22 protein-coding genes and 1 tRNA gene are annotated in these 23,921 nt (G+C 64.4%); 3 read left to right on the plus strand and 20 right to left on the minus strand.

The genetic code is table 11. The features are described 5' to 3' along the window. Nucleotides 1-74: 74 nt before the first annotated feature. The 7 genes from AC1RJW_RS24440 to ybiB all read right to left on the minus strand — a co-directional run bounded on the left by AC1RJW_RS24440 (nucleotide 75) and on the right by ybiB (nucleotide 8,180). Nucleotides 75-153: transfer RNA gene (locus AC1RJW_RS24440), tRNA-Ile, on the minus strand. A 108-nt stretch (nucleotides 154-261) separates the two neighbouring features. Further along, nucleotides 262-2,502 carry an RNA polymerase sigma factor RpoD gene (gene rpoD, locus AC1RJW_RS24445; protein ID WP_070287785.1) on the minus strand — a complete coding sequence of 747 codons (2,241 nt, stop codon included), beginning with the start codon at nucleotides 2,500-2,502 and terminating at the stop codon, nucleotides 262-264. A 464-nt stretch (nucleotides 2,503-2,966) separates the two neighbouring features. Further along, nucleotides 2,967-4,763: a DNA primase gene (gene dnaG, locus AC1RJW_RS24450; RefSeq protein ID WP_436493889.1), complete on the minus strand. Its 1,797-nt coding sequence runs from the start codon at nucleotides 4,761-4,763 to the stop codon at nucleotides 2,967-2,969. A 130-nt stretch (nucleotides 4,764-4,893) separates the two neighbouring features. After that, nucleotides 4,894-5,346, minus strand: a complete 453-nt coding sequence (locus tag AC1RJW_RS24455) for a GatB/YqeY domain-containing protein (protein WP_070287781.1) — start codon at nucleotides 5,344-5,346, stop codon at nucleotides 4,894-4,896. A gap of 195 nt (nucleotides 5,347-5,541) precedes the next feature. Further along, a complete protein-coding gene (gene rpsU, locus AC1RJW_RS24460; RefSeq protein ID WP_008451879.1) occupies nucleotides 5,542-5,754 on the minus strand; it encodes a 30S ribosomal protein S21 in 213 nt (70 codons plus the stop codon). Between the two features lie 162 nt (nucleotides 5,755-5,916). Beyond that, on the minus strand, nucleotides 5,917-7,131 hold the full coding sequence (locus AC1RJW_RS24465) for a BaiN/RdsA family NAD(P)/FAD-dependent oxidoreductase (protein WP_493047250.1): 1,215 nt from the start codon (nucleotides 7,129-7,131) through the stop codon (nucleotides 5,917-5,919). A gap of 56 nt (nucleotides 7,132-7,187) precedes the next feature. After that, complete coding sequence (gene ybiB, locus AC1RJW_RS24470) at nucleotides 7,188-8,180, minus strand: DNA-binding protein YbiB (RefSeq protein ID WP_493047251.1); 993 nt, start codon at nucleotides 8,178-8,180, stop codon at nucleotides 7,188-7,190. Nucleotides 8,181-8,339: 159 nt separating this feature from the next. Between ybiB and AC1RJW_RS24475 the strand changes: the two genes are divergently transcribed. Beyond that, nucleotides 8,340-9,017 (plus strand): hypothetical protein, encoded by a 678-nt coding sequence (locus AC1RJW_RS24475; RefSeq protein ID WP_493047252.1) that lies wholly within the window; start codon nucleotides 8,340-8,342, stop codon nucleotides 9,015-9,017. A 150-nt stretch (nucleotides 9,018-9,167) separates the two neighbouring features. Continuing rightward, complete coding sequence (locus tag AC1RJW_RS24480) at nucleotides 9,168-10,229, plus strand: 3-deoxy-7-phosphoheptulonate synthase (RefSeq protein ID WP_493047253.1); 1,062 nt, start codon at nucleotides 9,168-9,170, stop codon at nucleotides 10,227-10,229. Nucleotides 10,230-10,275: 46 nt separating this feature from the next. On the opposite strand, the gene AC1RJW_RS24485 is transcribed toward AC1RJW_RS24480, so the two are convergent. Then, nucleotides 10,276-10,686 carry a nitrite reductase (NAD(P)H) small subunit gene (locus AC1RJW_RS24485; RefSeq protein ID WP_493047254.1) on the minus strand — a complete coding sequence of 137 codons (411 nt, stop codon included), beginning with the start codon at nucleotides 10,684-10,686 and terminating at the stop codon, nucleotides 10,276-10,278. Between the two features lie 210 nt (nucleotides 10,687-10,896). Between AC1RJW_RS24485 and tsaD the strand changes: the two genes are divergently transcribed. Next, nucleotides 10,897-11,937: a tRNA (adenosine(37)-N6)-threonylcarbamoyltransferase complex transferase subunit TsaD gene (tsaD, locus tag AC1RJW_RS24490; RefSeq protein WP_493047255.1), complete on the plus strand. Its 1,041-nt coding sequence runs from the start codon at nucleotides 10,897-10,899 to the stop codon at nucleotides 11,935-11,937. Here the strand turns inward: tsaD and eutC are convergent, their stop codons facing one another. The 12 genes from eutC to AC1RJW_RS24550 form a co-directional block, all read right to left on the minus strand. Further along, nucleotides 11,938-12,711, minus strand: a complete 774-nt coding sequence (gene eutC / locus AC1RJW_RS24495) for an ethanolamine ammonia-lyase subunit EutC (protein ID WP_493047256.1) — start codon at nucleotides 12,709-12,711, stop codon at nucleotides 11,938-11,940. It lies immediately after the preceding gene. Nucleotides 12,712-12,720: 9 nt separating this feature from the next. Further along, nucleotides 12,721-14,109, minus strand: a complete 1,389-nt coding sequence (locus AC1RJW_RS24500; RefSeq protein ID WP_493047257.1) for an ethanolamine ammonia-lyase subunit EutB — start codon at nucleotides 14,107-14,109, stop codon at nucleotides 12,721-12,723. Between the two features lie 43 nt (nucleotides 14,110-14,152). Continuing rightward, nucleotides 14,153-15,616 (minus strand): TIGR01777 family oxidoreductase, encoded by a 1,464-nt coding sequence (locus AC1RJW_RS24505; protein ID WP_493047258.1) that lies wholly within the window; start codon nucleotides 15,614-15,616, stop codon nucleotides 14,153-14,155. Further along, nucleotides 15,613-16,257: a DUF4166 domain-containing protein gene (locus AC1RJW_RS24510; protein ID WP_493047259.1), complete on the minus strand. Its 645-nt coding sequence runs from the start codon at nucleotides 16,255-16,257 to the stop codon at nucleotides 15,613-15,615. Before AC1RJW_RS24510 ends, AC1RJW_RS24505 begins: the two co-directional genes overlap by 4 nt. Next, nucleotides 16,254-16,808, minus strand: a complete 555-nt coding sequence (locus tag AC1RJW_RS24515) for a GbsR/MarR family transcriptional regulator (RefSeq protein WP_493047260.1) — start codon at nucleotides 16,806-16,808, stop codon at nucleotides 16,254-16,256. The genes AC1RJW_RS24510 and AC1RJW_RS24515 overlap by 4 nt, the downstream gene beginning before the upstream one ends. Before the next feature lie 67 nt (nucleotides 16,809-16,875). Continuing rightward, a complete protein-coding gene (locus tag AC1RJW_RS24520) occupies nucleotides 16,876-17,982 on the minus strand; it encodes a fatty acid desaturase family protein (RefSeq protein WP_493047261.1) in 1,107 nt (368 codons plus the stop codon). Next, nucleotides 17,979-19,094, minus strand: coding sequence for a sterol desaturase family protein (locus AC1RJW_RS24525; protein WP_493047262.1), 1,116 nt, complete (start codon nucleotides 19,092-19,094; stop codon nucleotides 17,979-17,981). Before AC1RJW_RS24525 ends, AC1RJW_RS24520 begins: the two co-directional genes overlap by 4 nt. Then, nucleotides 19,091-19,729, minus strand: a complete 639-nt coding sequence (locus AC1RJW_RS24530; protein WP_493047263.1) for a phosphatase PAP2 family protein — start codon at nucleotides 19,727-19,729, stop codon at nucleotides 19,091-19,093. The genes AC1RJW_RS24525 and AC1RJW_RS24530 overlap by 4 nt, the downstream gene beginning before the upstream one ends. Continuing rightward, on the minus strand, nucleotides 19,726-21,039 hold the full coding sequence (locus tag AC1RJW_RS24535; RefSeq protein WP_493047264.1) for a F390 synthetase-related protein: 1,314 nt from the start codon (nucleotides 21,037-21,039) through the stop codon (nucleotides 19,726-19,728). Before AC1RJW_RS24535 ends, AC1RJW_RS24530 begins: the two co-directional genes overlap by 4 nt. Next, the gene (locus tag AC1RJW_RS24540) at nucleotides 21,036-21,866 is read right to left on the minus strand and encodes an MBL fold metallo-hydrolase (protein WP_493047265.1); all 831 of its coding nucleotides are present in this window, start codon (nucleotides 21,864-21,866) and stop codon (nucleotides 21,036-21,038) included. Before AC1RJW_RS24540 ends, AC1RJW_RS24535 begins: the two co-directional genes overlap by 4 nt. Then, nucleotides 21,859-22,896: an NAD-dependent epimerase/dehydratase family protein gene (locus AC1RJW_RS24545; RefSeq protein ID WP_493047266.1), complete on the minus strand. Its 1,038-nt coding sequence runs from the start codon at nucleotides 22,894-22,896 to the stop codon at nucleotides 21,859-21,861. The genes AC1RJW_RS24540 and AC1RJW_RS24545 overlap by 8 nt, the downstream gene beginning before the upstream one ends. Before the next feature lie 10 nt (nucleotides 22,897-22,906). After that, complete coding sequence (locus AC1RJW_RS24550; RefSeq protein ID WP_493047267.1) at nucleotides 22,907-23,887, minus strand: 3-oxoacyl-[acyl-carrier-protein] synthase III C-terminal domain-containing protein; 981 nt, start codon at nucleotides 23,885-23,887, stop codon at nucleotides 22,907-22,909. Nucleotides 23,888-23,921 lie beyond the last annotated feature (34 nt).

Raw genomic sequence — 23,921 nt, forward strand, 5'->3', positions numbered from 1 at the left:
TGCGCTGATTGTCTAGCGCATAAAAAAAAGCCCCAGCAGTCACCCGCTGGGGCTAATTCTCTACTACTAAATTCTGGTGGGCCTCCCGTGAGTCGAACACGGCACCAACGGATTATGAGTCCGCTGCTCTAACCAAGCATGAGCTAGAGGCCCGGGGACTGCGGCTTGGCGGCGCTGTTGATGCCTGCCTCGCGCGGCCGTTTTGGAAACGGACACGCGAGGATAGGGGTATCAGGGGCGTACGTCAAGCCCTATTGGCTTCTAGTTGCCTTCCAAGAAGCTTTTCAGCTTGTCGGAGCGCGATGGGTGGCGCAGCTTACGTAGCGCCTTGGCTTCGATCTGACGGATGCGCTCGCGCGTCACGTCAAATTGCTTGCCCACTTCTTCCAGCGTGTGGTCGGTGGACATCTCGATGCCGAAACGCATGCGCAGCACTTTCGCTTCGCGTGGCGTCAGGGAATCGAGCACGTCCTTGACCACGCCCCGCATGGACGCGTGCAGCGCTGCATCGGCCGGCGCCAGGGTGTTGTTGTCCTCGATGAAGTCGCCCAGGTGGGAATCGTCGTCGTCGCCGATCGGTGTTTCCATCGAGATCGGTTCCTTGGCGATTTTCATGATCTTGCGGATCTTGTCCTCGGGCATCTCCATCTTGATCGCCAAAGTGGCCGGATCGGGCTCCGCGCCTGTTTCCTGCAGGATCTGGCGGGAAATCCGGTTCATCTTGTTGATCGTCTCGATCATGTGCACGGGAATGCGGATCGTGCGCGCCTGGTCGGCGATCGAGCGGGTAATCGCCTGGCGGATCCACCAGGTCGCATACGTCGAGAACTTGTAACCGCGGCGATACTCGAACTTGTCGACGGCCTTCATCAGGCCGATATTGCCTTCCTGGATCAGGTCGAGGAATTGCAGGCCCCGGTTCGTGTATTTCTTGGCGATCGAAATGACCAGGCGCAAGTTGGCCTCCGTCATTTCGCGCTTGGCCTTGCGCGCCTTCATTTCACCGGCCGCCATCTGGCGGTTGATGTTGCGCAAGTCCGGCAACGGCAGCACGACGCGCGCCTGCAGGTCGATCAGGCGCTGCTGCAGTTCCTTGACGGTCGGAATGTTGCGGCCCAAGATGGCGCTGTACGCGTGTCCTGCGTTGACTTCGCCATCGACCCAGTCCAGGTTGGTTTCATTGCCCGGGAAGACCTTGATGAAGTGGGCGCGCGGCATGCCGCAGCGGTTCACGGCCACGTCGAGGATCTGTTTCTCGATATGGCGCACTTCGTCGACCTGGCCGCGCAGGGTGTCGCACAGCTTTTCCACGACCTTGGCCGTGAAGCGGATGCCCAGCAGCTCTTGCGAAATGGCTTCCTGCGCCTTGGCGTACGGTTTCGAGTTGTAGCCTTCCTTTTCGAAGGCGCGGCGCATCTTGTCGAATTGCTGCGAAATGACGGCGAATTTTTCCAGCGCCGTGCGTTTCAGGGTTTCCAGCTGTTCGGCCGAGAAGCCGGCCGCGCCGGAAGCGCTCGCTTCTTCCTCTTCTTCCTCTTCCTCTTCTTCCGCTTCGCCTTCTTCCTCGTCTTCTTCGACGGGAGCGGACACGACCGGAGCAGCGGCGACCGGTTCGTTTTCATCGACGAGGCCGTCGACGATTTCATCGATCTTGATCTCTTCGTTGGCGATGCGGTCGGCGGCGGCGATGATTTCGGCGATCGTCACGGGACAGGCGGAAATGGCCTGGATCATGTCTTTCAAGCCATCTTCGATGCGCTTGGCAATCTCGATCTCGCCCTCGCGCGTCAGCAGCTCGACCGAGCCCATCTCGCGCATGTACATGCGCACGGGGTCGGTGGTGCGGCCGAAATCGGAATCGACGGTCGACAATGCGGCCTCGGCCGCCGCTTCCGCCTCGTCGTCGCTGGTGACGACGGCAACGTTATCGGACAGCAACAACGTTTCCGCATCGGGCGCGTGTTCGTAGACGGCGATGCCCATGTCATTGAAGGTGCCGATGATGCCTTCGATGGCTTCCGGATCGACGATGTTTTCGGGCAAGTGATCGTTGATTTCCGCATACGTGAGGAAACCGCGTTCCTTGCCGAACTTGATCAGGGTCTTGAGTTTCTGGCGCCGGCGCTCGAGTTCTTCCTCGCTCGCTTCCGTGTCGGACGAGAAAGCGTCCTTCAGCAGCGCGCGCTCTTTCGCCTTGCGGTCCTTGGCCTTGGCCTTGTCGACGGCCTTCAGTTCGGCCCGCTCGACGGCGTTCAGGGCGGCGACTTCATCATTTTCTGGCTGGAATTCTTTGGGCTTGCGGCCGCGGCGGCCTGGCACTTTTACCGACGGCAAGACATAACCGGACGTATCGATGGCCGCCAGGGTGGCGGCGTCGGTGGTCTGGCTGACCACGGGCGCGCTGGTCACGCGCGCTTCGGGCCGGTCGAGCGCCTTTTCGGCTTTCGTGGTAACTTTAGTGGGCTTTGCAGCCGCTTTGGATTCGGGTTTCTTGATTGGCACAGGCGCTTTCGATTACACAACGACTTGCTTTACGGTGGATTAGGATAAAGTTTGCTGCCAGTTCCCTGTCTACCTGCGGGAACCACCATCTTCGAACCTGCCGACTACGCAAATTCGACACTGTTACGTTACTTACACCTCATCGGCCACGATCCGCGGGAAGCGCAGCAATTCCTGTCCACCGGCTGTTGCCAGCCGTCTCGGCAAAAATTCCTGCATCGACCGCGTTGGGAGCGAGAGCCTGGCGCGGCTTGCCAGCGTCCGCGAGCCTTGCCCGCAACGCCGAAAGCGCCAGTTGGCCCTGGCTGCCGACACGATCCACCGCGCCGATCAAGAGCCTAACTTACTGAAAACAAATACTATTTACGAAACAGAACTAGCTTGCCAAAGCACACAATACTTAGCATTTAATTATAGCACGCGAAAAATGTTTTTCCAGTGCGCGCCATATCCTCAGGGCAAGGTTAGCGATTCACCAACTCGGCATCGCGTTCGCGTTCCAGCTCACCCTGCTCCTGCATGATTTCGCGGTAGCGTACACCAATTTTCTCCGATGGCAAACCCGACGCAAACAATTGCTGCAATTCCGCCTTCAAGGCATTCAATTTGATCTCGCGGATGGTGCTCACCAGCCACGACAATTCGCTGTCGTAATCGGATTCCGTGCCGGCCGCGATCTCGCCGATGATCTCGTCGTATTCGCTGCCCAGCTCCTTCAACTGCTGCGCCAGCGCGGCAAAACTGCCGTGCTCGCCCAGTGCCTGGCCCACGGCCACCAGCTGCCCCAGGCTGTGCGCCGCATCCGGTCCCAGGTGCTGGAAGGCGGTCAGCGCCGCTTCATCGATGCGCAGGGTCAAGGGCGGGTGCGCCACCAGCATGCGCATGATCTTCAATTCCAGGCCCACGGGCACGGGGCGACCCGATTTCGGCGGCGCGCGGTGCGCCACGGCAACGGGTTTCGCCAGCTCGAACAGGGCCTCGATCTCGGCCGGCGTGGACTGCGTCAGCTGGGCCAGGCCCCGCACGATCTGCAGGCGCAAGGACGACGGCGCCATCAGCTGCAGCAGGGGCTTGGCGTCGAACTGCACGCGGGCGCGCCCTTCCGGCTCCGACAAATCATGCTCGCCCGACACTTCCTTCAGCAAGAATTGCGACAGCGGCATGGCTTCATGCACTTGCTGCTCAAAACCTTCGGCGCCGAATGCGCGGATATAGCTGTCCGGATCGTGTTCCGACGGCAAGAACAGGAATTTGATCGTTTTATTGTCCGACACGTGGGCCAGGCTCGCTTCCAGCGCGCGGCGGGCGGCGCGGCGGCCGGCCTTGTCGCCGTCGAAGCTGAAAATCACGTTATCGGTCTGGCGCAGCAGTTTTTGCACGTGGGTGGGCGTGCACGCCGTGCCCAGGGTGGCCACCGCCTGCGGGAAACCCATCTGCGCCAGCGCCACCACGTCCATATACCCTTCCGTCACCAGCACGTAGCCGGCATCGCGGATGGCCTGGCGCGCCTCGAACAAGCCATATAGTTCAAAACCCTTGGAAAACAAGGGGGTTTCCGGGGAATTCAGGTATTTCGGTTCGCCATGGTCGAGCACGCGGCCGCCAAAGGCGATGACCTGGCCCTTGGTATTGCGAATCGGAAACATGATGCGTTCGCGGAAACGGTCGTAGCGCTTGCGGTTGTTGCCCTCTTCATCGACCTTGTCGATCACGAGACCGGCCTCGGCCAGGGCTACCACGTCGTAATCGGGGAACACGGAACGCAGGTTATCCCAGCCGCCTGGCGCAAAACCCATGCCGAAGCGAGCGGCCACTTCGCCCGTCAAGCCCCGGTTCTTCAGGTAGGCGATGGCTTCCGGCGCGTGGCGCAATTGCCCGCGGTAATAATCGCACGCCTGCGTCATGGCGTCGGACAGGGCCAGGCTTTGCGCCTGGATCTGCGCGCGCTGGGCCGGCGGGATCTTGTCGTCCGCTTCCGGCACGACCATGCCCACGTTCTGCGCCAGGTCCTTGACGGCATCGACAAAGCCCATGCCCGAGTATTCGATCAGGAAGCCGATCGACGTGCCATGCGCGCCGCAGCCGAAGCAGTGATAGAACTGCTTGGTGGGGCTGACGGTAAAGCTGGGCGATTTTTCACTGTGGAACGGGCACAAGCCCATGAAATTGGCGCCGCCTTTTTTCAGCTGCACATAGCGCCCCACGACATCGACGATATCGACGCGGTTGAGCAAATCGGAAATGAAGGATTGAGGTATCACTGGCTAGGGCGGGTCTTGTTATAGGTCAGACTATACTACCGCACGTGGCCTGAGGTTGAGCCAGGTCAACGTGTGGGCTGTTTAACAGGCTGCCAGCGCGACGGCTGGCAGCCCTTGCTACTATTGTTGCTTACGCGGCCGGCGTCAAGGCTTTCTTGACCAGGGCGGACACCACGGTCATGTCGGCGCGGCCAGCCAGCTTCGGCTTGACGATGGCCATGACCTTGCCCATGTCTTGCGGACCGGCGGCGCCCGAGGCGGCCACGGCGGCAGCCACTTCGGCCGCCACTTCTTCATCCGACAGGCCGGCAGGCATGTAGCCGATCAGGTGCACCAGCTCGGCTTTTTCGATGTCGGCCAGATCGGCACGGCCACCGGCTTCGAACTGGGTGATCGAATCCTTGCGCTGCTTGATCATCTTTTCCACGATGGCCGTCACGTGGGCATCCGTCAATTCGATGCGCTCGTCGACTTCCTTGCGCTTGATTTCCGCCAGCAACAGGCGAATCGTGCCCAGCTTGCCCGCTTCCTTGGCGCGCATGGCGTTTTTCATGTCTTCGGTAATTTGTTCTTTCAAGCTCATGGCAATCCTCGTGTTGGTAAGTAGGGCTCGATGCTCGTGCAGGCACTCCAAGCAGGCGGCCACAAAAGCGAAAACCCGCTGCGGCGAACCGGAGCGGGTATGCGACTCATCTGAAGTATCACTCCAGGCGAATCAAAACAAAACCCGTGGCGAACAATGCGCCGAACTACCCGGGTTGGTTCTGACTGAACAGTCTTAGAATAATTTTTTCGGCAGTTGTTGGCTGCGGATGCGTTTGTAATGACGCTTGACAGCAGCTGCCAGCTTGCGCTTGCGCTCAGCTGTTGGCTTTTCGTAGAATTCGCGAGCGCGCAATTCGGTCAGCAGACCCGTTTTTTCGATGGTGCGTTTGAAGCGACGCATTGCGACTTCGAACGGCTCGTTTTCTTTAAGGCGAATAGTGGTCATGTAAAATTCAAACCGTTGAGGTGGTGTATAGGAAGAGATAGATAGTAGCAGCTTTTATTCGGAAAGGGAAGCCCCTCCCCACTTGCGTGCGGCATGCAGCCTGAGGTCGCTGCCGGAATGTGGCGTAAACCACGCACCGGTGCACCCATCCTACAGAGTTGCTTACTGCAAGGCAATACCTGCCGCCATGCCGGAAGCCCAGGCCCACTGAAAGTTGTAGCCGCCCAGCCAGCCCGTCACATCGACCGACTCACCGATGAAATACAGGCCCGGCACCTTATTGGCCATCATGGTCTGCTGCGACAGTTCGCGCGTGTCGATGCCGCCGCGCGTCACTTCCGCCTTGCGGTAGCCTTCGGAACCGTTCGGCACGATGGACCAGGCATTGATGGCCTGCCCCAGCTTGCGCAGCTGCGCGTCGGGCATGTCGGCGATGCGCGCGTCCGGCGCCAGGCCGTTCGTGGCCAGCAGGCAATCCGCCAGGCGCTGCGGCAGCCATTGGGCAACGATATTGCCCAGCTGCTTCTTCAGGGTGCCCTTGCCTTCGATCAAGGTCTGCGCCACGTCGACTTCCGGCAACAGGTTGATGACGATGGGCTCGCCCGGCAGCCAGTAACTGGAAATCTGCAAAATTGCCGGGCCCGACAGGCCGCGATGCGTAAACAGCAAATCTTCGCGGAAACGCGCACCCGTGGCCTTGCGGCCCTTCAGGCTGCCCGTTTCCACATCCACTTCCAGCGCGATGCCGGACAGTTCCGCAAACGGCGCCCAGCTGGCCGGGTCGAACGTCAGCGGCACCAGGGCCGGACGCGGCTCGACCATCATCAAATCGAATTGTTTGGCGATGCGGTAGGCAAAGTCGGTGGCGCCGATCTTCGGGATCGACAGGCCGCCCGTGGCGATGACGATGCTGGCCGTCTCGATGTCGCCGCTGTCCGTCTGCAGCACGAAGCCGCCGTCGTCTTGCTGGACAACATTGTCGATCTTGCATGGCATGCGCCAGTGCACGCCGCCGGCGGCGCACTCGTCCTTGAGCATGTCGATGATCTGTTCGGCCGATTCATTGCAGAATTGCTGGCCCTTGTGCTTTTCGTGGTAGCCGATCCGGTATTTTTTCACCAGCGCGAGGAAATCCTGCGGCGTATAGCGCGACAGCGCACTCTTGCAGAAGTGCGGATTTTCCGAGAGGAAATTTTGCGGCGTGGCGTTAATATTAGTGAAGTTGCAACGCCCGCCACCCGAGATGCGGATCTTTTCGGCAAGCTTGGCCGCGTGATCGATCAACACCACGCGCTTGCCTTGCTGGGCGGCAACAGCCGCACACATCATGCCGGCCGCGCCCGCGCCGATCACTGCCACATCAAATTGTTTTGCCATAAGAATTCCGGTCACCGCTGATTACAAAGACGCCATTGTAAACTGCGGCGGCGCGGCTAGCGCGGCCGTGCTGCAATCTGCCGCGATGCCATCAGGCATTGCTCCACCTGTCCGGCGATCGATGGCGGCACGGGCACCTCGCCGCGCAGCACGGCGGCGATCCAGGCGGCCGTGGTGGTCGCGTCGCGCTCGGCCGGCAGATGCGGCAGTTCTTCCACCAGAAGTTGCTTTTCCACCAATACCGTGCGCTCGCCGTCGTGGAACCAGTCGATCTGCTGCGCCTTGTTGGCGTTGGCCACCGTTTCGCCTTCCGTGCCGCGCATCAGGAAGGCGTCGCCGCGCCCAGGAGGGCATGCCGTCAGGAAATACTCACCGAGCATTTCCAGGTATTCGGGATGCGTGTACGACACCAGGCGCAGGGCGGGCCCGGCGAACGGCTGCATGATTTTCACCAGGGTGTGCGTGGAATTGCGCACGCCCAGCACGCGCCGCAGCGACAGCAGGTGCGCCAGGCGGGGCGCCAGCGCTTCGATGGGCAGGAAGGCCGCTTCGCCGCGCGCCATGGCGGCCTCGGCTTGCGCATGGCCCTGCGAGGCGGGCACGCCCAGCGCGGCCAGCACTTCGGCCGTCGTGATGCGGCCCGGGTCGCTGGTCACGCCATGCACGAGCACGGGTGCGCCCGCGCGCGCCAGCAACAGCGCCAGCAAGGCCGTAAGGTTCGCCATCTTGCGCGCGCCGTTGTAGCTGGGAATGATGATGGGCGCGAATTCACCGGCCGGCGCGGCCAGCGGGGCGAACGAGGCTTCGGCCGCATCGAGGAAGCCGGCGATCTCGTCCACGGACTCGCCCTTGATGCGCATCGACAATAAAATGCCGCCCAATTCCAGGTCCGACACGCGGCCCTCGAGCATGGCGCGGTACAGGGCGCCGGCATCAATGCGCGTCATGCTGCGCGCGCCGTTCTTGCCGCGTCCTATTTCTTTAATGAAACGCGCGGCGGGAAATGGCTCGCCGGCCACATCGGTATGGGGGATGGATACAGTCGTCATGGCGCCAGCTTACACGGATTTTTCCCCGTGCAGACGGGCTGATCGACGGCATAGGCGCCGATGCAACAGTCTTCCAGGCTCTTTTACGAATTTGCTTCGCACCTGCATCCAAACGCGCCGCCGCTGCGTATAAGACTGCACAGGGGGGGGGAACTCATCATGGAACACGCGATCAAACAGGAAACTGCCTTTGTCGGCATCGAAACGAGCAAGCTGCTGCTGAAAGCCGTGCTGCGCTCGGGCGGCGAGGTGCTGTGCAAGGTGCTGGAAAACGACATGGCCGGCTACCGCTGGCTGCGCAGCTGGCTGCAAAGGAACGACGTGCCCGTCATGGGCTTGCGCGTCTGCATGCGCCTCGACGCCCCGTACAGCGAGGCGCCAGCCCGCGTGCTGGCCGACATGGGCATGCTGGTCTGCGATGCCCAGCCCGCGCAGCTGGCAGACTATCTGCGCAATCAAGGTTTGCCCGCGAACGCGGCGCACGGCGCCGTAGTGCTGGCCAATTACTGCGAGGACAAACGCCCCGCATGCTGGACGCCGCCCTCGCCCGCCTACGTGGAACTGCGCCTGTGGCTGCGCCGCCTGCACGCCATCGAAGGCGTGCGCAAGCAGGAGTCGGCGCGCCTCGACGCCCATCTGCAGGCTGGCCAGCACGCGCTGCATGCCCTGTTGCGCCAGCAGATCGCCTGCCTGGATGCGCAGATACGCCAGCATGAAACGGCCATCCTCGAGCATGTGCGGCGCCATCCCGGCCTGCCCCGGCCGCCCGAGCTGGCCGGCAACTACCAGTACATCGCCCGCTACAGCGTTGGCGCCAGCCTGGCCGGCCGCCACTGAGCGCCCGGCAGCAAGGGGCCGGCGGCGTGCCGGCCCTGCCATAAAAACAACTCATGCATTCCCGTTTTGGCCCCATCCCCGCCGCCAGGCCGCATTTCCGCTACACTATTGCCTCTTAAAGAACGCAATAGCGAAAGCCGAGCCAGAATCATGAATACGCCAGACATCGAAAATATCAACGTCACCTCCTTCGCGCCCATGCCGACACCGGCCGAACTGCACGCCAAGCTGCCCCTGTCGGAAAGCGCCTTCGACACCGTCAGCCGCGGCCGCGAAGCGCTGCGCAACATCATCGACCGCAAGGACCAGCGCCTGTTCGTCGTCGTCGGCCCGTGCTCGATCCACGACCCCGTGGCCGGCCTCGATTACGCGCGCCGCCTGAAAGCGCTGCAAGAGGAAGTCAAGGATACGATGCTGCTGGTGATGCGCGTGTATTTCGAAAAACCGCGCACCACCACGGGCTGGAAGGGCTATATCAACGACCCGTACATGGACGATTCGTTCAAGGTCAACGAAGGCATGGAAAAGGCGCGCCAGTTCCTGCTCGACGTGTGCGAACTGGGCTTGCCCACCGCCACCGAAGCGCTGGACCCCATCTCGCCGCAATACCTGGGCGATCTGATCGCCTGGACGGCCATCGGCGCGCGCACGACGGAATCGCAGACGCACCGCGAAATGTCGTCGGGCCTGTCGACGCCCGTCGGCTTCAAGAACGGCACCGATGGCGACATCAGCATCGCCGTCAACGCGATTTTGTCGTCGGCACACCCGCACTCCTTCCTGGGCATCAACGGCGAAGGCAACGTCGCCATCGTGCGCACGCGCGGCAACGCGTACGGCCACGTGGTGCTGCGCGGCGGCGACGGCCGCCCGAACTACGATTCGGTCTCGATCGCCATCGCTGAACAGGCGCTGGCCAAGGCCAAGCTGCCAGCCAACCTGGTGGTCGACTGCTCGCATGCGAACAGCTATAAAAAGCCGGAACTGCAGCCGCTGGTGATGGGCGACGTGGTCAACCAGATCCGCCAGGGCAACCGCTCGCTGGTGGGCGTGATGATCGAATCGAACATCGTCGGCGGCAACCAGAAGATCCCGCAAGACCTGTCGCAACTGACCTACGGCTGCTCCGTCACGGACGGCTGCATCGACTGGGACACGACGGCCACCATGCTGCGCGACGCGCATGCGCACTTGTTAAGCCGCCCTGCATAAGCCTCTCGCGGATACGAAAAACGGCGCCCTGTGCGCCGTTTTTTTCTCACACTGCCATCTGCACATGCGGCAGCACGGCGAACGATCCCGCCAGCGCCTGCTCTGCCTTGCTGGCCGGGATATTCAGTTCATTGATGTCCAGGTAGATGCGCCCATCGAGGATGCGCACGGCGTACAGGCGCGCCATGCCCTGCACGGGCGCCACCAGGCGGCCCGAATCGAGCTCGATGATCCAGCTGTTCTTCGGCCCCATCAGGTTTTTCTCCATCAGCACCCCCTGCGCCAGCGGTCCGCCCAGGCAGGGCACCGTGTCGAGCAGCGCGTACACCGTGTCGTCCACGGCGCGAAACAGCGCCACGCCCGGCAAATCCTGCCACGCCAGGCCCCGCTGCACCATGCGCGCGCCCGCCAGCGGCATATCCTTCAGGCGGCAAATCATTTTCCATTGTTCCGGCATCGCAAGCTCCCTTGAGAAAGGCACACGCCTCTCTAAGCAAGAGCGGTGCCAGTGCCGTTCCAGGCGCAAAGCAGCCGCAATCCCGGGAAAAACCGGCCCACGGCGCACTGCGCAAGTGCACACTGCCGCCGAAATGGTGCGCCGGCCGCACGGTGGACTGCGCGGCTTTCCTTTACAATGGCGGATTACTCCTCCCTATTCAGTACCTTCATGATTGTTCTTGGCGTCGAATCCTCCTGTGACGAAACCGGCCTGGCCTTGTACGACACGCAACGCGGCCTGCTGTCGCACGCCCTCTATTCGCAAGTCGCCATGCACGAGCAGTACGGCGGCGTGGTGCCGGAACTGGCGTCGCGCGACCATATCCGCCGCGCCATCCCGCTGCTCGAAGAGACCCTGACGAAGGCCGGCATCACCCTGCCCGAAATCGACGCCATCGCCTACACGCAGGGCCCGGGACTGGCCGGCGCGCTGCTGGTGGGGTCGTCCGTCGCCTGCAGCCTGGGCCTGGCCATCAACAAGCCGGTGCTGGGCATCCACCACCTGGAAGGCCATCTGCTGTCGCCGCTGCTGGCGTCCGAGCCGCCGGAATTCCCCTTCATCGCGCTGCTGGTATCGGGCGGCCACACGCAGCTGATGCGCGTCGATGGCGTGGGCCAGTACACGATGCTGGGCGAAACGCTCGACGATGCGGCTGGCGAGGCGTTCGACAAGTCGGCCAAGCTGCTGGGCCTCGGTTACCCGGGCGGCCCCGCCATTTCGCGCCTGGCCGAATTCGGCGACCCGCTGGCGTATAAACTGCCGCGCCCCTTGCTGCACTCGAAGGATTTCAATTTCAGTTTCTCCGGTTTGAAGACGGCCGTGCTGACGGTGGTCAAGAACCATGAAGAAAAAGTCATCGCCAATATCTGCGAACAGGACAAGGCGAATATCGCGCGCGGCTTCGTCGACGCCATCGTCGACGTGCTGACGGCCAAATGCGTGTCGGCCCTCAAGCACACGGGCTTGAAACGCCTGGTGATCGCCGGCGGCGTGGGCGCCAACGCGCAGCTGCGCGCCTCGCTCAACGCGGCCGCCGCCAAGAAGCGTTTTAAAGTGTATTACCCGGAGCTGGAATTCTGCACCGACAACGGCGCCATGATCGCCTTTGCCGGCGCCATGCGCCTGCAGATCAACCCGGACGCCGCCAAGCACGATTACTCGTTCAACGTGCGCCCGCGCTGGCCGCTGGACGAAATCCGCGAAGTCTGATCACGCCAGCAGGAAGTTGCGCGCCCCCGCCAGGGTCGCGCCCTCTTCCACCGTTTCATCCTTCAAGTCCACGCCCGACAACTGCCTGGTAAATGCCTGCGATAGCAAATAGTGCAGCCGGTAGGCGGCCGGCGCATACGCCAGCCCCTCCGGGCGCACGTTCGAGATGCAGTTGCGGCGCTCGTCCAGCAAGCCCACTGTCGGCGCCCACGTCAGGTACAGCCCCAGGCTGTCCGGGGAACTGAGGCCCGGCCGCTCGCCGATCAGCACCAGCACAACCTTCGCCTCCAGCAATTGCCCCACCTCGTCGCCGACGGCCACCCGCCCCTGCGCCACGATGTGCAGCGGCGACAGCGTCCACGGCTCCAGCGCCAGCCGTGCGCGCAAGGCGGCCAGGAAAGGCGCCGCGTGGCGCTGCACGGCCAGCGCCGACAGGCCGTCGGCCGCCACCAGCGCCAGGTCCACGCCCTTGGCGCCAGCGGCCAGGCGCACGCGTGAAGCGTCATCGAGCCGGCGTCCCAGGTCGGGCCGTTGCAGGTAGATGGCACGCGTGGCGGCGGCGCTGTGCAGCGGCACGCAGTCTTGCCCCTGCGCGGCCAAGTCGCGTGCCAGGGCCTCGCCATCGAGCGCCTCGTGCACGGCGTCGCGCGCCTGCGCGTGGGCCAGCTGGAACGCCAGCTGCGCGCGGGTCGGCACACTTACGCCGCGGCGCCCCAGCGCGATGCGCGCCGCCGTATGCGCGCGCAGCGCCTGCCACGGGGGTTTCTCGTCCATGTATCCTCCCTAGCCTTCCAGGCGCAGCAGGGCCGCCTGGAAGGCCGGCGCCAGCGCCGTGTTCAGGTGCCCCTGCGCATCCGTGATCTGCATGTGCGCCAGCCAGGCCGCGAATTCGGGCGCAGGGCGCAGGCCCAGCACGCGGCGCGCATACAGGGCGTCGTGGAACGAGGTGCTCTGGTAGCCCAGCATGATGTCGTCCGCGCCCGGCACGCCCATGATGAAATTGCAGCCGGCCACGCCCAGCATGGTCAGCAAGGCATCCATGTCGTCCTGGTCCGCTTCCGCGTGGTTGGTGTAGCACACGTCGCAGCCCATGGGCAGTCCCAGCAGCTTGGCGCAGAAATGGTCTTCCAGCCCGGCGCGCATGATCTGCTTGCCGTCATACAGGTATTCGGGGCCGATGAAGCCCACCACCGAATTGACCAGCAGCGGTTGATACGCGCGCGCCACCGCATAGGCGCGCGCCTCGCACGTCTGCTGGTCCATGCCGTGGTGGGCGCCCGCGGACAGGGCGCTGCCCTGGCCCGTCTCGAAATACATGACGTTGTTGCCCGCCGTGCCGCGCCCCAGCGACAGGGCCGCCGCCTGCCCCTCGGCCAGCAGCGCCAGGTCGATGCCGAAGCTGCGGTTGGCCGCCTGCGTGCCCGCCACCGACTGGAACACCAGGTCGACGGGCGCACCGCGGCGTATCGCCTCGAGCGTGTTGGTGATGTGCGTGAGCACGCAGGACTGGGTGGGAATCTGATATTGAGCTATGACGGCGTCGAGCAGGTGCAGCAGCGAGACCACCTGCGCCACATTGTCGGTGGCGGGATTGATGCCGATCACGGCGTCGCCGCTGCCCAGCAGCAGGCCGTCGAGCATCGACGCGGCGATGCCCGTGGCGTCGTCCGTCGGGTGGTTCGGCTGCAATCGCGTGGACAGGCGGCCGTCCAGGCCCAGGGTATTGCGGAAAGCCGTGACGACACGGCACTTGCGGGCCACCAGCACCAGGTCCTGCAGGCGCATGATTTTTGACACGGCGGCCGCCATTTCCGGCGTGATGCCGGCGGCCACCCGGACCAGCGTTGGCGTGTCCGTGGCATCGTCCAGCAGCCAGTCGCGAAAGTCGCCCACGCACAGGTGGGCAATCGGCGCAAACGCGGCGCGTTGGTGGGTATCGATGATCAGGCGCGTGACTTCATCGTCTTCGTACGGCACCAGCGCCTCATTGAGGAAGGTCAACAGCGGCACGTCCGCCAGCGCCAGCTGCGCCGCCACCCGTTCGCGTGCGCTCGATGCCGCCACGCCGGCCAGCACGTCGCCGGAACGCGGCGGCGTGGCCTTGGCCAGCAGCTCCTTCAGGCTGGCGAACTGGTAAACATGGCTGTCTATCGTATGGCTGAAGCGGGGCATAGATTGTGCTCCAAGGCATCCCAATGGCCCATTCTACGCCAGGCTACAGGCTGCGCAACGCCCCTTCCAGCTGCGGATAGCGGAAGACAAAGCCGTCGGCCAGCAAACGGCGCGGGGCGACCCGCTGGCCTTCCACCAGCAAGTCGGCCTGCTCGCCCAGCAAGGCGCGCATGACGAAGGCGGGCGTGGGCACGATGCTGGGGCGGTGCAGCACGGTGCCCGCCACTTGGGCGAAGCGGCGCTGCGCGATCGCTTCCGGCGCGCAGAAGTTATACGCGCCGCTCACCGCACCCTCTTCGCTGCGGCGCGCCAGATGGGCGATGGCGCGGATGACGTCGCGCACGTGCACCCACGTGACCCACTGCTTGCCGCTGCCGAGCGGGCCGCCCGCGCCGAAGCGGACCGGCAGCAGCATCTGCGGCAGCGAACCCTGGTGGCCGAAGACGAGGCCGAAGCGCATGCAGCCCACCTGCACGCCATATTGCTCCGCCTGGCGCGCCGCCGCTTCCCATTCCTGGCACAGCTGCGACATGAAGATGGCTTGCGGCGCGCTGTCCTCCGTCAATTCCGTCGCGTCGCCCTGCGGCTGCACGCCGTAGTAGCCGATGGCCGACGCCGACAGCAGCACCCTCGGCTTGTGCTGCGCGCGGGCGATCCACGCCACCAGTTCCTGCGTCAGCGCCACGCGGCTGCGGCGCAGGGCCGCCTTGCGCGCGTCCGTCCAGCGCTTGCCGACGATGCGCGCGCCGGCCAGGTTGACCACCATGTCGATGCGCTGCGCAGCCGACAATGCGTCCAGCGACCGGATGCAGCGCACCTGGCCGTCGAAGGTCCACGCGGCCGGCTTGGGCTGGCGCGTCAGCACCGTCACCGCGTGGCCGTCGGCCAGCAAGGCGCTGACCAGCTGCTGGCCGATGAAACCCGTGGCGCCCGTCACCAGCACGGACTGCGGCGCGGCGGCAAAGCGCAGGCGCTCCTCCTGCTCTTGCTGCTCCTGCACCTTGCGCCGGCCCAGCTGCCACACGGCATACGCGTCGCGCAGGCCGGACAGGCCCACGCCCACGCCGCACAGGGCAAGGAAGACGCTGAGCCAGCCATACGGCTGCCACACGAGGGCCGTCGGCAAGTTCGCCCACTCGCTGCTGTTCAGGGCCAGCAGGGCGATGAAGGCGCCCGCGTTGATCGCCAGCACCGTGTGCGTGACCCGCTCCGTGGCGGGCAAGAGGCGGGTTTGATCTTCCACAACAAAATCCCACAGGGTCAGCACGATTTCCACGCCAAACACGATCACCAGCACCCAGGCCCAGGCACCGTGCCATTCCCAGGCCGCCAGGCCGACGAACAGCAAGCTGTAGATCAGCGCGCGCGTGGCATGGATGGTCAGTTCCAGGCGCGCCGAGGCCTTTTGCGGCAGCGCTTCCGTGATTTCATGGTGGTAGATGGTGTCGAAGGCGCCCAGGCAGCCTTGCGCCGCCATCAGTTGCAGGGCCAGCAGATGCGTATTCATGGTGTCTCCTTGTGACTTTCCGGCGCGGCGGATTCGCGGAACACGCCGGCCTGGGTAAACGTGGTGCCGAACAGCGCATGGCGGATCTCGATGCGGATGTTGAACTGCTGCGGCGTGTCGTTGCGGTGGCACAGATAGGTCTTGCCGGGCGTGAGCACGCCGGGCAGCGGCAGGCGCCAGCCGAAAAGATCCCAAAAATAGCCGTCGCTGGTGAAATGCAGGTTGCCATCTTCCACGTGCAGGACGAGCTTCATGCCCAGCCCCATGCCCACGTATTCGAGCACTTCGCCCTTCGCGCTTTCGGCCATGTAGGACGTGAAGCGGATCGGCGCGCGCCCATGCAGGCGGTAGGTGCGCTGCTTGAAGATGAAGGGACAGCCGGGGCGCGAATAGACTTCGATATCGACGGGGAAGTCGTGGTCGTCGTACGGAATCAAGGCGCCGTCGATGAAGGGGCGCGTGAGCCAGCCCAGCACCTTGCCCAGGCGCGAACTGGTGAGCTCACTGAGCTCGCCACGGTAGTACAGGGGCTGGCCGGGCGCGGGATTTTTCTCGAAGCGGCGGCGGATGTCCGGGTGCAGGGTGAGCCACCGCTCGCCCATCACCTTCCTGAACAACTCTCCTTCCGAGGGGCCGTTCATGCTTTTCCCGGCTTGCCAGGCTTGTCGTCCGGGCTGAGGAACTTGGCCACCTTGCCGCCCATCGACAGCATGCGCTGCAGGGTCGCCGGCGGCAGGTTTTTATAGTCGCTGTAGGTGGAACTGAGCATTTCCAGGAAGGCCAGCACTTCGCCCATGCGCGCCAGCGTCTCCGGCGGTATCGCCGCATCGTGCTCGCCCTCGATCGCGCACTCGCGCAGCACCGTCAGGGTGGGGTCGATCTCGCGCCGCTTGCGCTCTTCCATGATGACGCGGAAGATTTCCCACACATCCTGCAGGGCAACGAAATGGTCGCGCCGGTCCCCCATCACGTGCGTGCTGCGCGCCAGGCCCCAGCTTTGCAATTCTTTCAGGCTGTTGCTGACGTTGGACCTGGCCACGTTCAGGCTGGCCGCGATGTCTTCCGCCGTCAGCGGTGCATTCGCCAGGAACAGCAGCGCGTGGATCTGCGCCACGGTGCGGTTGACGCCCCAGCGGGTGCCCATCTCGCCCCAGTGCAGAATATATTTCTGCGTAGTCGGACTCAATTCCATGATTTTCTCTTATTTCTGTCGTTACAGAAATGTAAGACGAAACAGAAACCCAGTCAAGCGCGATTCGTCAGGACTGTGCGGGCGGCTGGCCCATGGCGCGCAGGAAGGCTTGCTGCGAGGCGTGCAGCTGGCCATAACCGAGTTCGCGGTAGACTAGACCGTGGCGCGGGGCCAGTTCGGCCAGGATGCGCGCCAGCGCCGGGTAATGGCGGTGGTTCCAGGTGGGAAACAGATGGTGCGTCAGGTGCAGATTCAGGCCGCCGAGCCAGTAGCCTAGCCAGCGCAGCGCGCGCGGTTTCGGCGTCCAGTCGCAGGCCGTGTAAAACGTGTGCTGGTACCAGTCATGCGGCAGGGTGCCGTCCTGCCCCGGCTGGAAGAACTCCACTTCGGCCCAGTGCGTGCCGAGGATCAGCGCCACCAGCGCGCACGAGGCGAGCATCTGGCCCAGGAAATACGCGCCCAGCACCACGCCCCAGCCGATGCCGTGCTGCTGCAGCACCCACATGGGCAGCGCCAGCACCAGCGCCACGTGGCCCAGCTTCCAGCCCAGGAAGGAAATCCAGCCGCGCCAGCCCTGCAGGCGGCTGTGCGCCGCCACCGGGGTCTTGCCGAAGCGGTCCAGCCAGTCGCCATACCAGTTCAAATACGGCAGCGACAGGGCCGCCACCACGGGCCAGTACAGGTATTGATAGCGGTACTGGGGCGCCCAGCGTTGGAACGGCGTCTGGCGCAGAAAGGGGTTCGGCTCCGTGTCGAGGTCATAGCCTTCCACGTTCGCATACGTGTGATGGAAATGCACGTGGCGGATGGTCCAGAAATCCGTGTCCACGCCTACGGGCAAGCCCACCAGGCGGATCAGGATGCGATTCAGGCGCCCCTGGCGGAAGACGGCGCTGTGGGCCGCGTCGTGCAGGGTATTCATGGCCAGCGCCATGGCCGCGACCAGGCAGGCGACATAGCTGGCGACAAACGGCCAGGTACTGCCAGCGCTCAAGGCCAGCGCATACAGCCCCGCCGTCAGCGCGGCCAGGAAGGCGGTTTTTACATGCAGGCGCCAGTCGCCGAAGCGGTGCGTTCCCTCGCTAGCGAGGTAGGCGTCGGCGCGTGCGCGCAGTTCGCGGCGGAAGGCGGAATCGCGGGCGGGCTGGAAGCGCAGCGGGGGAAGCTGGCTCACGCGCGCGTCCCCGCCGCGGCCGGCCACCACAGGCGGCGCGCGCCATCGAGGCCATGCGCCAGCAGCGCGGCCAGGAAGACCATGCCCCACGCATCGCGCGCGCCATACCAGCCCAGATACAGGGCCGGCATGGCCACGGCGATGGCCACCCAGGCGATAGCGCCCCAGCGGCGCGCATCCGACAGGCCGCCCAGCGCCAGCGTGCCGCCAAAGATCAGCGCGAACAGAATCGCCTGCTGCGCGCCGGCCAGCACCGCTTCGTGGTTGACGTAATAGATCACCAGGCCAAACAAAATCACGCCGCCGATGCCGATGAACAGTTCGGGCACCTCGAAAGTGCCGTGCGACTGCCAGTGGGGAAAGCGCGCGCGCAGCCACTTGAACAGTTTTCCGTTGCTGGCCAATAGCGGGTTATGCGTGGGTGTCATGCCCTTCACGCCATAGCGCATTTCCACGCCCTCGAGTTCGGGCTGGAAGCTGCCGAAGAGTTTGTCCCAGATCAACAGGGTGCCGCCGAAATTGCGGTTGATGTAGCGTTTATCGGTGCCATGGTGGACGCGGTGGTGCGAGGGCGTGACCATGAACTTGTCGAGGATGCCGGACTTGTTCACCAGCGCATTGTGGTTGTAGAACTGCACCGTGTAATGCAGGGACGAGACAACGAGGAAGATTTCCAGCGGCACGCCCAGCACGGCCAGGATGGCGATGAAGGGGAAATTCGTCAGCGACGAATACCAGGAATTGCGCACGCCCAGCGACAGGTTGAAATGCTCGCCCTGGTGGTGCACCACGTGCACGGCCCACAACAGGGGGATCTTATGGTGCAGCCGGTGCATCCAGTAAAAGCACAAATCCCACGCAAAGAATGCGAACACCCACTGCGCCACCACGGGCCACTGGTCGACGAGGTGCAGGTTCACATGGCGCAGCAGCAGGGCGAACGCCGCCACTTCCACGCCGCGGAACACCCACATCAGGATATGGCCGGAATTGAGGTTGAAGATCACGTCTTTCCACGGCACGGGTGTCTTGCGCACCCATTTGAGGATCAGCAGTTCGGCCAGCACGAAGGCCAGCATGACAAGGAAAGAGAGGGCAAAAGGGTTCATCATGATGCGGTTTCAGTGGAAATGGCGCGGCGAGCCGTCCAGAATACCTGCATTTTCGCCAACATGCCGCCCGCCACGCCCACGGCCAGGCCGGCGGCCAGGTCGATGCTCACGTGGCGGCGCAGCGCGATGATGGCGTAGCAGATGGCCACGCCCAGCACCAGCGCCAGCGCGGAGCGCAGCAGATGGCGTTTGTCGCCCAAGGCCCACACGCATAGCAGGGTCAATGCACCATGCAGCGAGGGCAGGCAGTTTTGCGCGGAGTCAAACGACTGCAGCATGCGCAGCGCCTGCGTGCTCCAGGCACTGCCCTCGCCCACGGGCGGATACGCGAGCGTGGTCGGATACAGCAGGAAGATCACGCCGCAGGCCAGCGCGGAAAGCGCCATGGCGCGCGCCAGCCAGCGCACGCGCGCCGCGTCGGCCGCCAGATAGGCGTACGGGATCAGGATGAAAAACGACAGGTACAGCCAGATGGCGGCATCCGTGTAGGGAATCGCGCGGTCGAGCGCCGTCTCGGGCAGCAGCACGCCCTGCCCTTGCAGCAGGTCGCTGGAAAAATACACGAGGCCGACGCTGCCCCAGCCGGCCAGCAAATGCAGCAGGCGGCAGCGTACGCTCATGGAAGAAGGATTCATGCGCTTGCAAGGCGCCGGATGCGGCGCCGTTTCATGGTGGGGTCAAAGGGAGGCAATTCGCCGCTCGTCGTCCAGGACAGGCCGTCGACGGCCACGCCCAGGCCGCGCAGCACCGTTGCCAGGTGATCGCGCAGGGCGGCCAGGCCAGCGTCGTCCAGGGCCGCATGCAGCTGCAAGGAGCAATCGCCCGACTGCAGCAGGCGGTAGTCGGCATCCGCCGGCAAGGCTTGCGCGAACGCGCGCGTCAAGACGTCGGCAAACACGGCGACGGGGGCGCCGCCGTTCGCCGACAACATGGATGGCAAAGATGGCAAGAGCAGCATGTCGTCGCAGCGCCCTTCGATGCCGTCGATGGCGTGCGTGGCGCGGCCGCACGGGCATGGCGTGGCGCGTGCGACCAGGATATCGTCCAGGCGGTAGCGCACGATGGGCTGCGTGATGCGCGTGAAGTCCGTAATCACGGGCACAAAACGGCGTTGCTCCGCATCGAGCCACTGCGGCTCGATGTGCACGTATTCCTCGTTCAGGTGCAGCACGCCGTGTTCGCAGCTGCTGGCGAGGAAACCCTCGGTCGCCTGGTAGATTTCATGCACGGCGCCGAACGCCTGCACGATCAGCGCGCGGTCCTGCGCTTCCAGCACTTCGGCCACGGAGATGACTTTTTTCGGCGCCAGCGCCAGGCTGCCATCGATGACGCGCAGCGCCAGCTGGCGCAGCACCTGGGCCGGCGCGACGATCACGGAAGGTTGATATTGCGCAAGCTGCGCGCACAGGCTGTCGAACGGCGCGAACAGATCGTAGAAGGCAAACGTGAGCCACGGCGAGCGCACGGCCGTGTACAGATTGCTGTTCGCGCGCAGGAACAGCGCCACCTTTTCGCCGGAAAACAGGCCGTCGGGCAGCGCCTTGGCCAGCATCACGCCCGCCCATTGGGCCTTTTCGCGGGGGCTGACGGTAAATACGGCGCGCCGCGACGAGGTGCCCGACGACAGGCCCACCGTGATGTCGCCCACGGCCGGCGTGAAGTCGCGGCTATGCTCGGCCGCCATGGCCGCCTCCATCGCCTGCGCCAACGTGATTCCTGCCGTGTTCATGGCATCGAAATGCTCGAGCATCAGCGCCTTGTTCATCGTCGGCCACTGCGCCAGCGGCAGCTTGCGGTACGGCGCAAAATACGTGCTGCGGGCGCACAGCACCTCAACGAAACGGGCCAGCTGCCTGTGCTGGTAGGCGTCCAGCTGCGCGCGGCTTGCGAAACGCAGGCGGCGCGTGCGCCAGTACGACAGCAACAGCCAGAAAAGACGCTTCACGGGCGGCCCGCCACTGGCAAATAATCGTTGGTATCTTCATGCGTGATGCGGATCTGCGCATTGCCCGACTGGTGCAGCTGGTGCAGGCGGTTCAACGTCTCATAATACGGCGCGCGCTTGTGCTGGATGAGGAACGACAGTTCCGACGGTCCGCGCAGCTGCTGGAAACTTTCCGGCACCCAGGCCGCGTCAGATGCCAGCAGGGTCCAGCCGCCATCCTGCAGCACGAAGGCACCGATATGCCCGATGGCGTGGCCGGGCAAGTCGACGATGTAGATCTCGCCCGTGCCGCTGACATCGCGCCCGTGCGTAAATGGCAGCAAGGCCGCCGGCAAGGCCGTCGCGGGCACGCTTTCCACGAAATCCAGGCGGTCGGCAATATCGTTCGGCAGCAGCTCGGGCACGAAGGCCTGGCGCACGGCGGACACCCCGGACAAGCCGCGCACGACATCCCAGCCCGTTTTCGAGGCCATCAGCCGCGCGCCGGGAAAGTCGCGCAGGCCGGCGATATGGTCGGCGTGGAAGTGCGACAGCAGCAGGGTGTGGATGTCGCCCGGCGATACGCCATGCGCGCGCAGCTGGCCATGCAGCGACTCGTTCTCGTCGAACGCAATCGGCGTGACCCACGCGTACATGCGGTACACGCCCTTCGACGTGGCGGCGCGGAAGTGTTCGGCGTAACCGGTATCCCACAGGTACAGGCCCGCGCGCGTTTCGATCAGGTAGGCGCGCGAAGGGAAGCAGCGGCTGGCCAGCCCGCTGCCTTTCAAGACCATGCACGACGGGTGGGTGCAGTGGCCGACGCGAAATGCGGTGATGCTAGCCATTGCGCTCCTTGCCCACCTTGTGCGCCGCCGCTTCCTGGCGCATCCACTGCGCCGTGCGGGCGATGCCGTCCTGCAGGCTGACGACGGGACGATAGCCGAGCACCTTGCGCGCCTTGGCGTTATCGAGCGTCATGTCGAAACTGAGCGCACCGATGCTGTAGGGCGTGAGCGCCGGTTCGCGCCGTGTAAAACGCGAGGCGAACTGCATCAGGCTCGCCGCCAGCGCCAGCACGCGGTACGGCACGCTGACGATCTCGAACGGCTGCTGCAGGTGCTCGCAAAACAAGGTGCGCAAAATGTCGCACAGGCGCGCCGGCTCGCCATTCGTAATGTTGAAGGCGGCGCCGGAAGCGATGGTCTTGTGCACGGTGGCCAGCCACATCGCGTGCACGACATTGTCGACATAGGTGACGTCGATGGTGGCCGCGCCGCCATTGGGCAGCGGCAGCTTGCCGCCGCGCTCCTGCAGCACGCGCGCCAGGCGCGGGATCAGCACCTGGTCGTGCGGGCCGAAGATGGCGCGCGGGCGCAGGATCACGCACGTCATGCCGCGGTGGCGGTCGACGCACTCCTGCACCAGTTTTTCCGCCATCGCCTTGGAACGCGCGTACGCGTTGACGAAAGCGTCGGGGCGGAAGGTTTCCGGCACCTCGTAGCGGTTGCGGTAGTCGAAATAGATGGCCGGGGTCGAGATGTGCACGAAGCGCGCCACGTGCAGGCTGGCGGCCGCGCGCAGCAGTTGGGCCGTGGCCGTGACGTTGGCGGCGATGAAATCGCGCTCCGCGCCCCACGGCGACGACAGCGCGGCGCAGTGCCAGACGGTGTCCATGCCGCGCACCAGTTCATCGACCTGGCGCGGCGAGGCTTGCGCCAGATCAAGCGCCACGAATTGCGCACCCATGCGTTCCAGTTCGCGGCCCACGGCGGCGTTGCGGCCCGTGGCGCGCACTTCCACGCCCTGCGCCAGCAGGGTGCGCACGGCATTGCGCCCCAAGCCGCCCGTCGCTCCCGTGACCAGTATCCGCCTCATTACACCACCTTCACAGGTCAAGAATCATGCCGCCGATGGTCAGGCCCGCGGCCGTGCCCATCATCAGCAAACGCTGGCCTGCCACGGCCCGCCCCGTCATCACCGCCTCGTGCAGGGCGGTGGGCAGGGACGCGGCCACCTGGTTGCCGTGCGTTTCAAAGATCTTGATGATTTTAGCATCGGGAACGTCGAGGATGCGCGCCGCATGCGCGAGGCCCAGCGGGCTGGCCTGGTGCGGCACGACCACGTCGACTCTGTCCAGGCCCGCGCCCGATTCCTGCATTAGTTCCGCCAGGAAATCCGGCATCACCTTGACGGCCAGGCGGAACACGGCCTTGCCATCCATGCGGAACAGGTAGTCGCCCGGTTCGCAGCCGTTGCGGGGGTTGCGCTCGGTGCCGCCGCCGCGGATTTCGCAGTAGCGCCGCCCTTCCGGATACGTGCCCATCTTGTAGGCGCGAATACCGGCGCTGCCGTCGCCCCGCTCGACGATGACGGCGGCGGCGCCGTCGCCAAAGATCATCGACGCTTCCGGCTCGCTCCAGTCGACCCCGCGCGAGGCGAGATCGGACGAAACGATGGCGATGCGGCGGTAGGCGCCGCCGGCCAGCATGGACGCGGCCACGCGGAAGGCGGCCATGAAACTGAGGCAGCTGGCGTTGACGTCGAAGCTTTGCGTGCCTGGCGGCAAGCCCGCATGTTCGGCCACGAAGCAGGCCGTATTCGGCAAGGCTTGCTCGGGCACGCCGTTGGCGCAGATCAGGAGATCGATATCGGCCGGACGCAGGCTGGCGTTCTTCAGCGCGTCGAGCAGGGCGGCGGCGCCCAGCTGGCTTTGCGATTCATCGGGCGTGGCGACAAAGCGCGACAGCACGCCGCTCTTGCGCAGGGTATAGCCGTCCGGATGCCCCAATTTCAGGTCCAGGCTGGCGGAAGTCACACTATGCGGCGGCACGGCCTTGCCCGTCGCGATCAGGCGAACTGGAATCATGTTGGCCTTAACAAAGTAAAGTAAATATGGTCTA

The sequence above is a fragment of the Janthinobacterium sp. GW822-FHT07A03 genome, from assembly GCF_058798815.1.

Bases quoted from the DNA above. Each gene is read 5' to 3' on its own strand.
- AC1RJW_RS24485 (WP_493047254.1), bottom strand. From the start codon at position 10,686: ATGCCGGAACAATGGAAAATGATTTGCCGCCTGAAGGATATGCCGCTG.
- AC1RJW_RS24475 (WP_493047252.1), top strand. From the start codon at position 8,340: ATGGAACACGCGATCAAACAGGAAACTGCCTTTGTCGGCATCGAAACG.
- AC1RJW_RS24455 (WP_070287781.1), bottom strand. From the start codon at position 5,346: ATGAGCTTGAAAGAACAAATTACCGAAGACATGAAAAACGCCATGCGC.
- AC1RJW_RS24515 (WP_493047260.1), bottom strand. From the start codon at position 16,808: ATGGAATTGAGTCCGACTACGCAGAAATATATTCTGCACTGGGGCGAG.
- eutC (WP_493047256.1), bottom strand. From the start codon at position 12,711: ATGGACGAGAAACCCCCGTGGCAGGCGCTGCGCGCGCATACGGCGGCG.
- AC1RJW_RS24500 (WP_493047257.1), bottom strand. From the start codon at position 14,109: ATGCCCCGCTTCAGCCATACGATAGACAGCCATGTTTACCAGTTCGCC.
- AC1RJW_RS24550 (WP_493047267.1), bottom strand. From the start codon at position 23,887: ATGATTCCAGTTCGCCTGATCGCGACGGGCAAGGCCGTGCCGCCGCAT.
- rpsU (WP_008451879.1), bottom strand. From the start codon at position 5,754: ATGACCACTATTCGCCTTAAAGAAAACGAGCCGTTCGAAGTCGCAATG.
- AC1RJW_RS24545 (WP_493047266.1), bottom strand. From the start codon at position 22,896: ATGAGGCGGATACTGGTCACGGGAGCGACGGGCGGCTTGGGGCGCAAT.
- AC1RJW_RS24525 (WP_493047262.1), bottom strand. From the start codon at position 19,094: ATGATGAACCCTTTTGCCCTCTCTTTCCTTGTCATGCTGGCCTTCGTG.
- AC1RJW_RS24540 (WP_493047265.1), bottom strand. From the start codon at position 21,866: ATGGCTAGCATCACCGCATTTCGCGTCGGCCACTGCACCCACCCGTCG.
- ybiB (WP_493047251.1), bottom strand. From the start codon at position 8,180: ATGACGACTGTATCCATCCCCCATACCGATGTGGCCGGCGAGCCATTT.
- AC1RJW_RS24530 (WP_493047263.1), bottom strand. From the start codon at position 19,729: ATGAATCCTTCTTCCATGAGCGTACGCTGCCGCCTGCTGCATTTGCTG.
- AC1RJW_RS24465 (WP_493047250.1), bottom strand. From the start codon at position 7,131: ATGGCAAAACAATTTGATGTGGCAGTGATCGGCGCGGGCGCGGCCGGC.
- AC1RJW_RS24510 (WP_493047259.1), bottom strand. From the start codon at position 16,257: ATGAACGGCCCCTCGGAAGGAGAGTTGTTCAGGAAGGTGATGGGCGAG.
- AC1RJW_RS24505 (WP_493047258.1), bottom strand. From the start codon at position 15,616: ATGAATACGCATCTGCTGGCCCTGCAACTGATGGCGGCGCAAGGCTGC.
- tsaD (WP_493047255.1), top strand. From the start codon at position 10,897: ATGATTGTTCTTGGCGTCGAATCCTCCTGTGACGAAACCGGCCTGGCC.
- AC1RJW_RS24480 (WP_493047253.1), top strand. From the start codon at position 9,168: ATGAATACGCCAGACATCGAAAATATCAACGTCACCTCCTTCGCGCCC.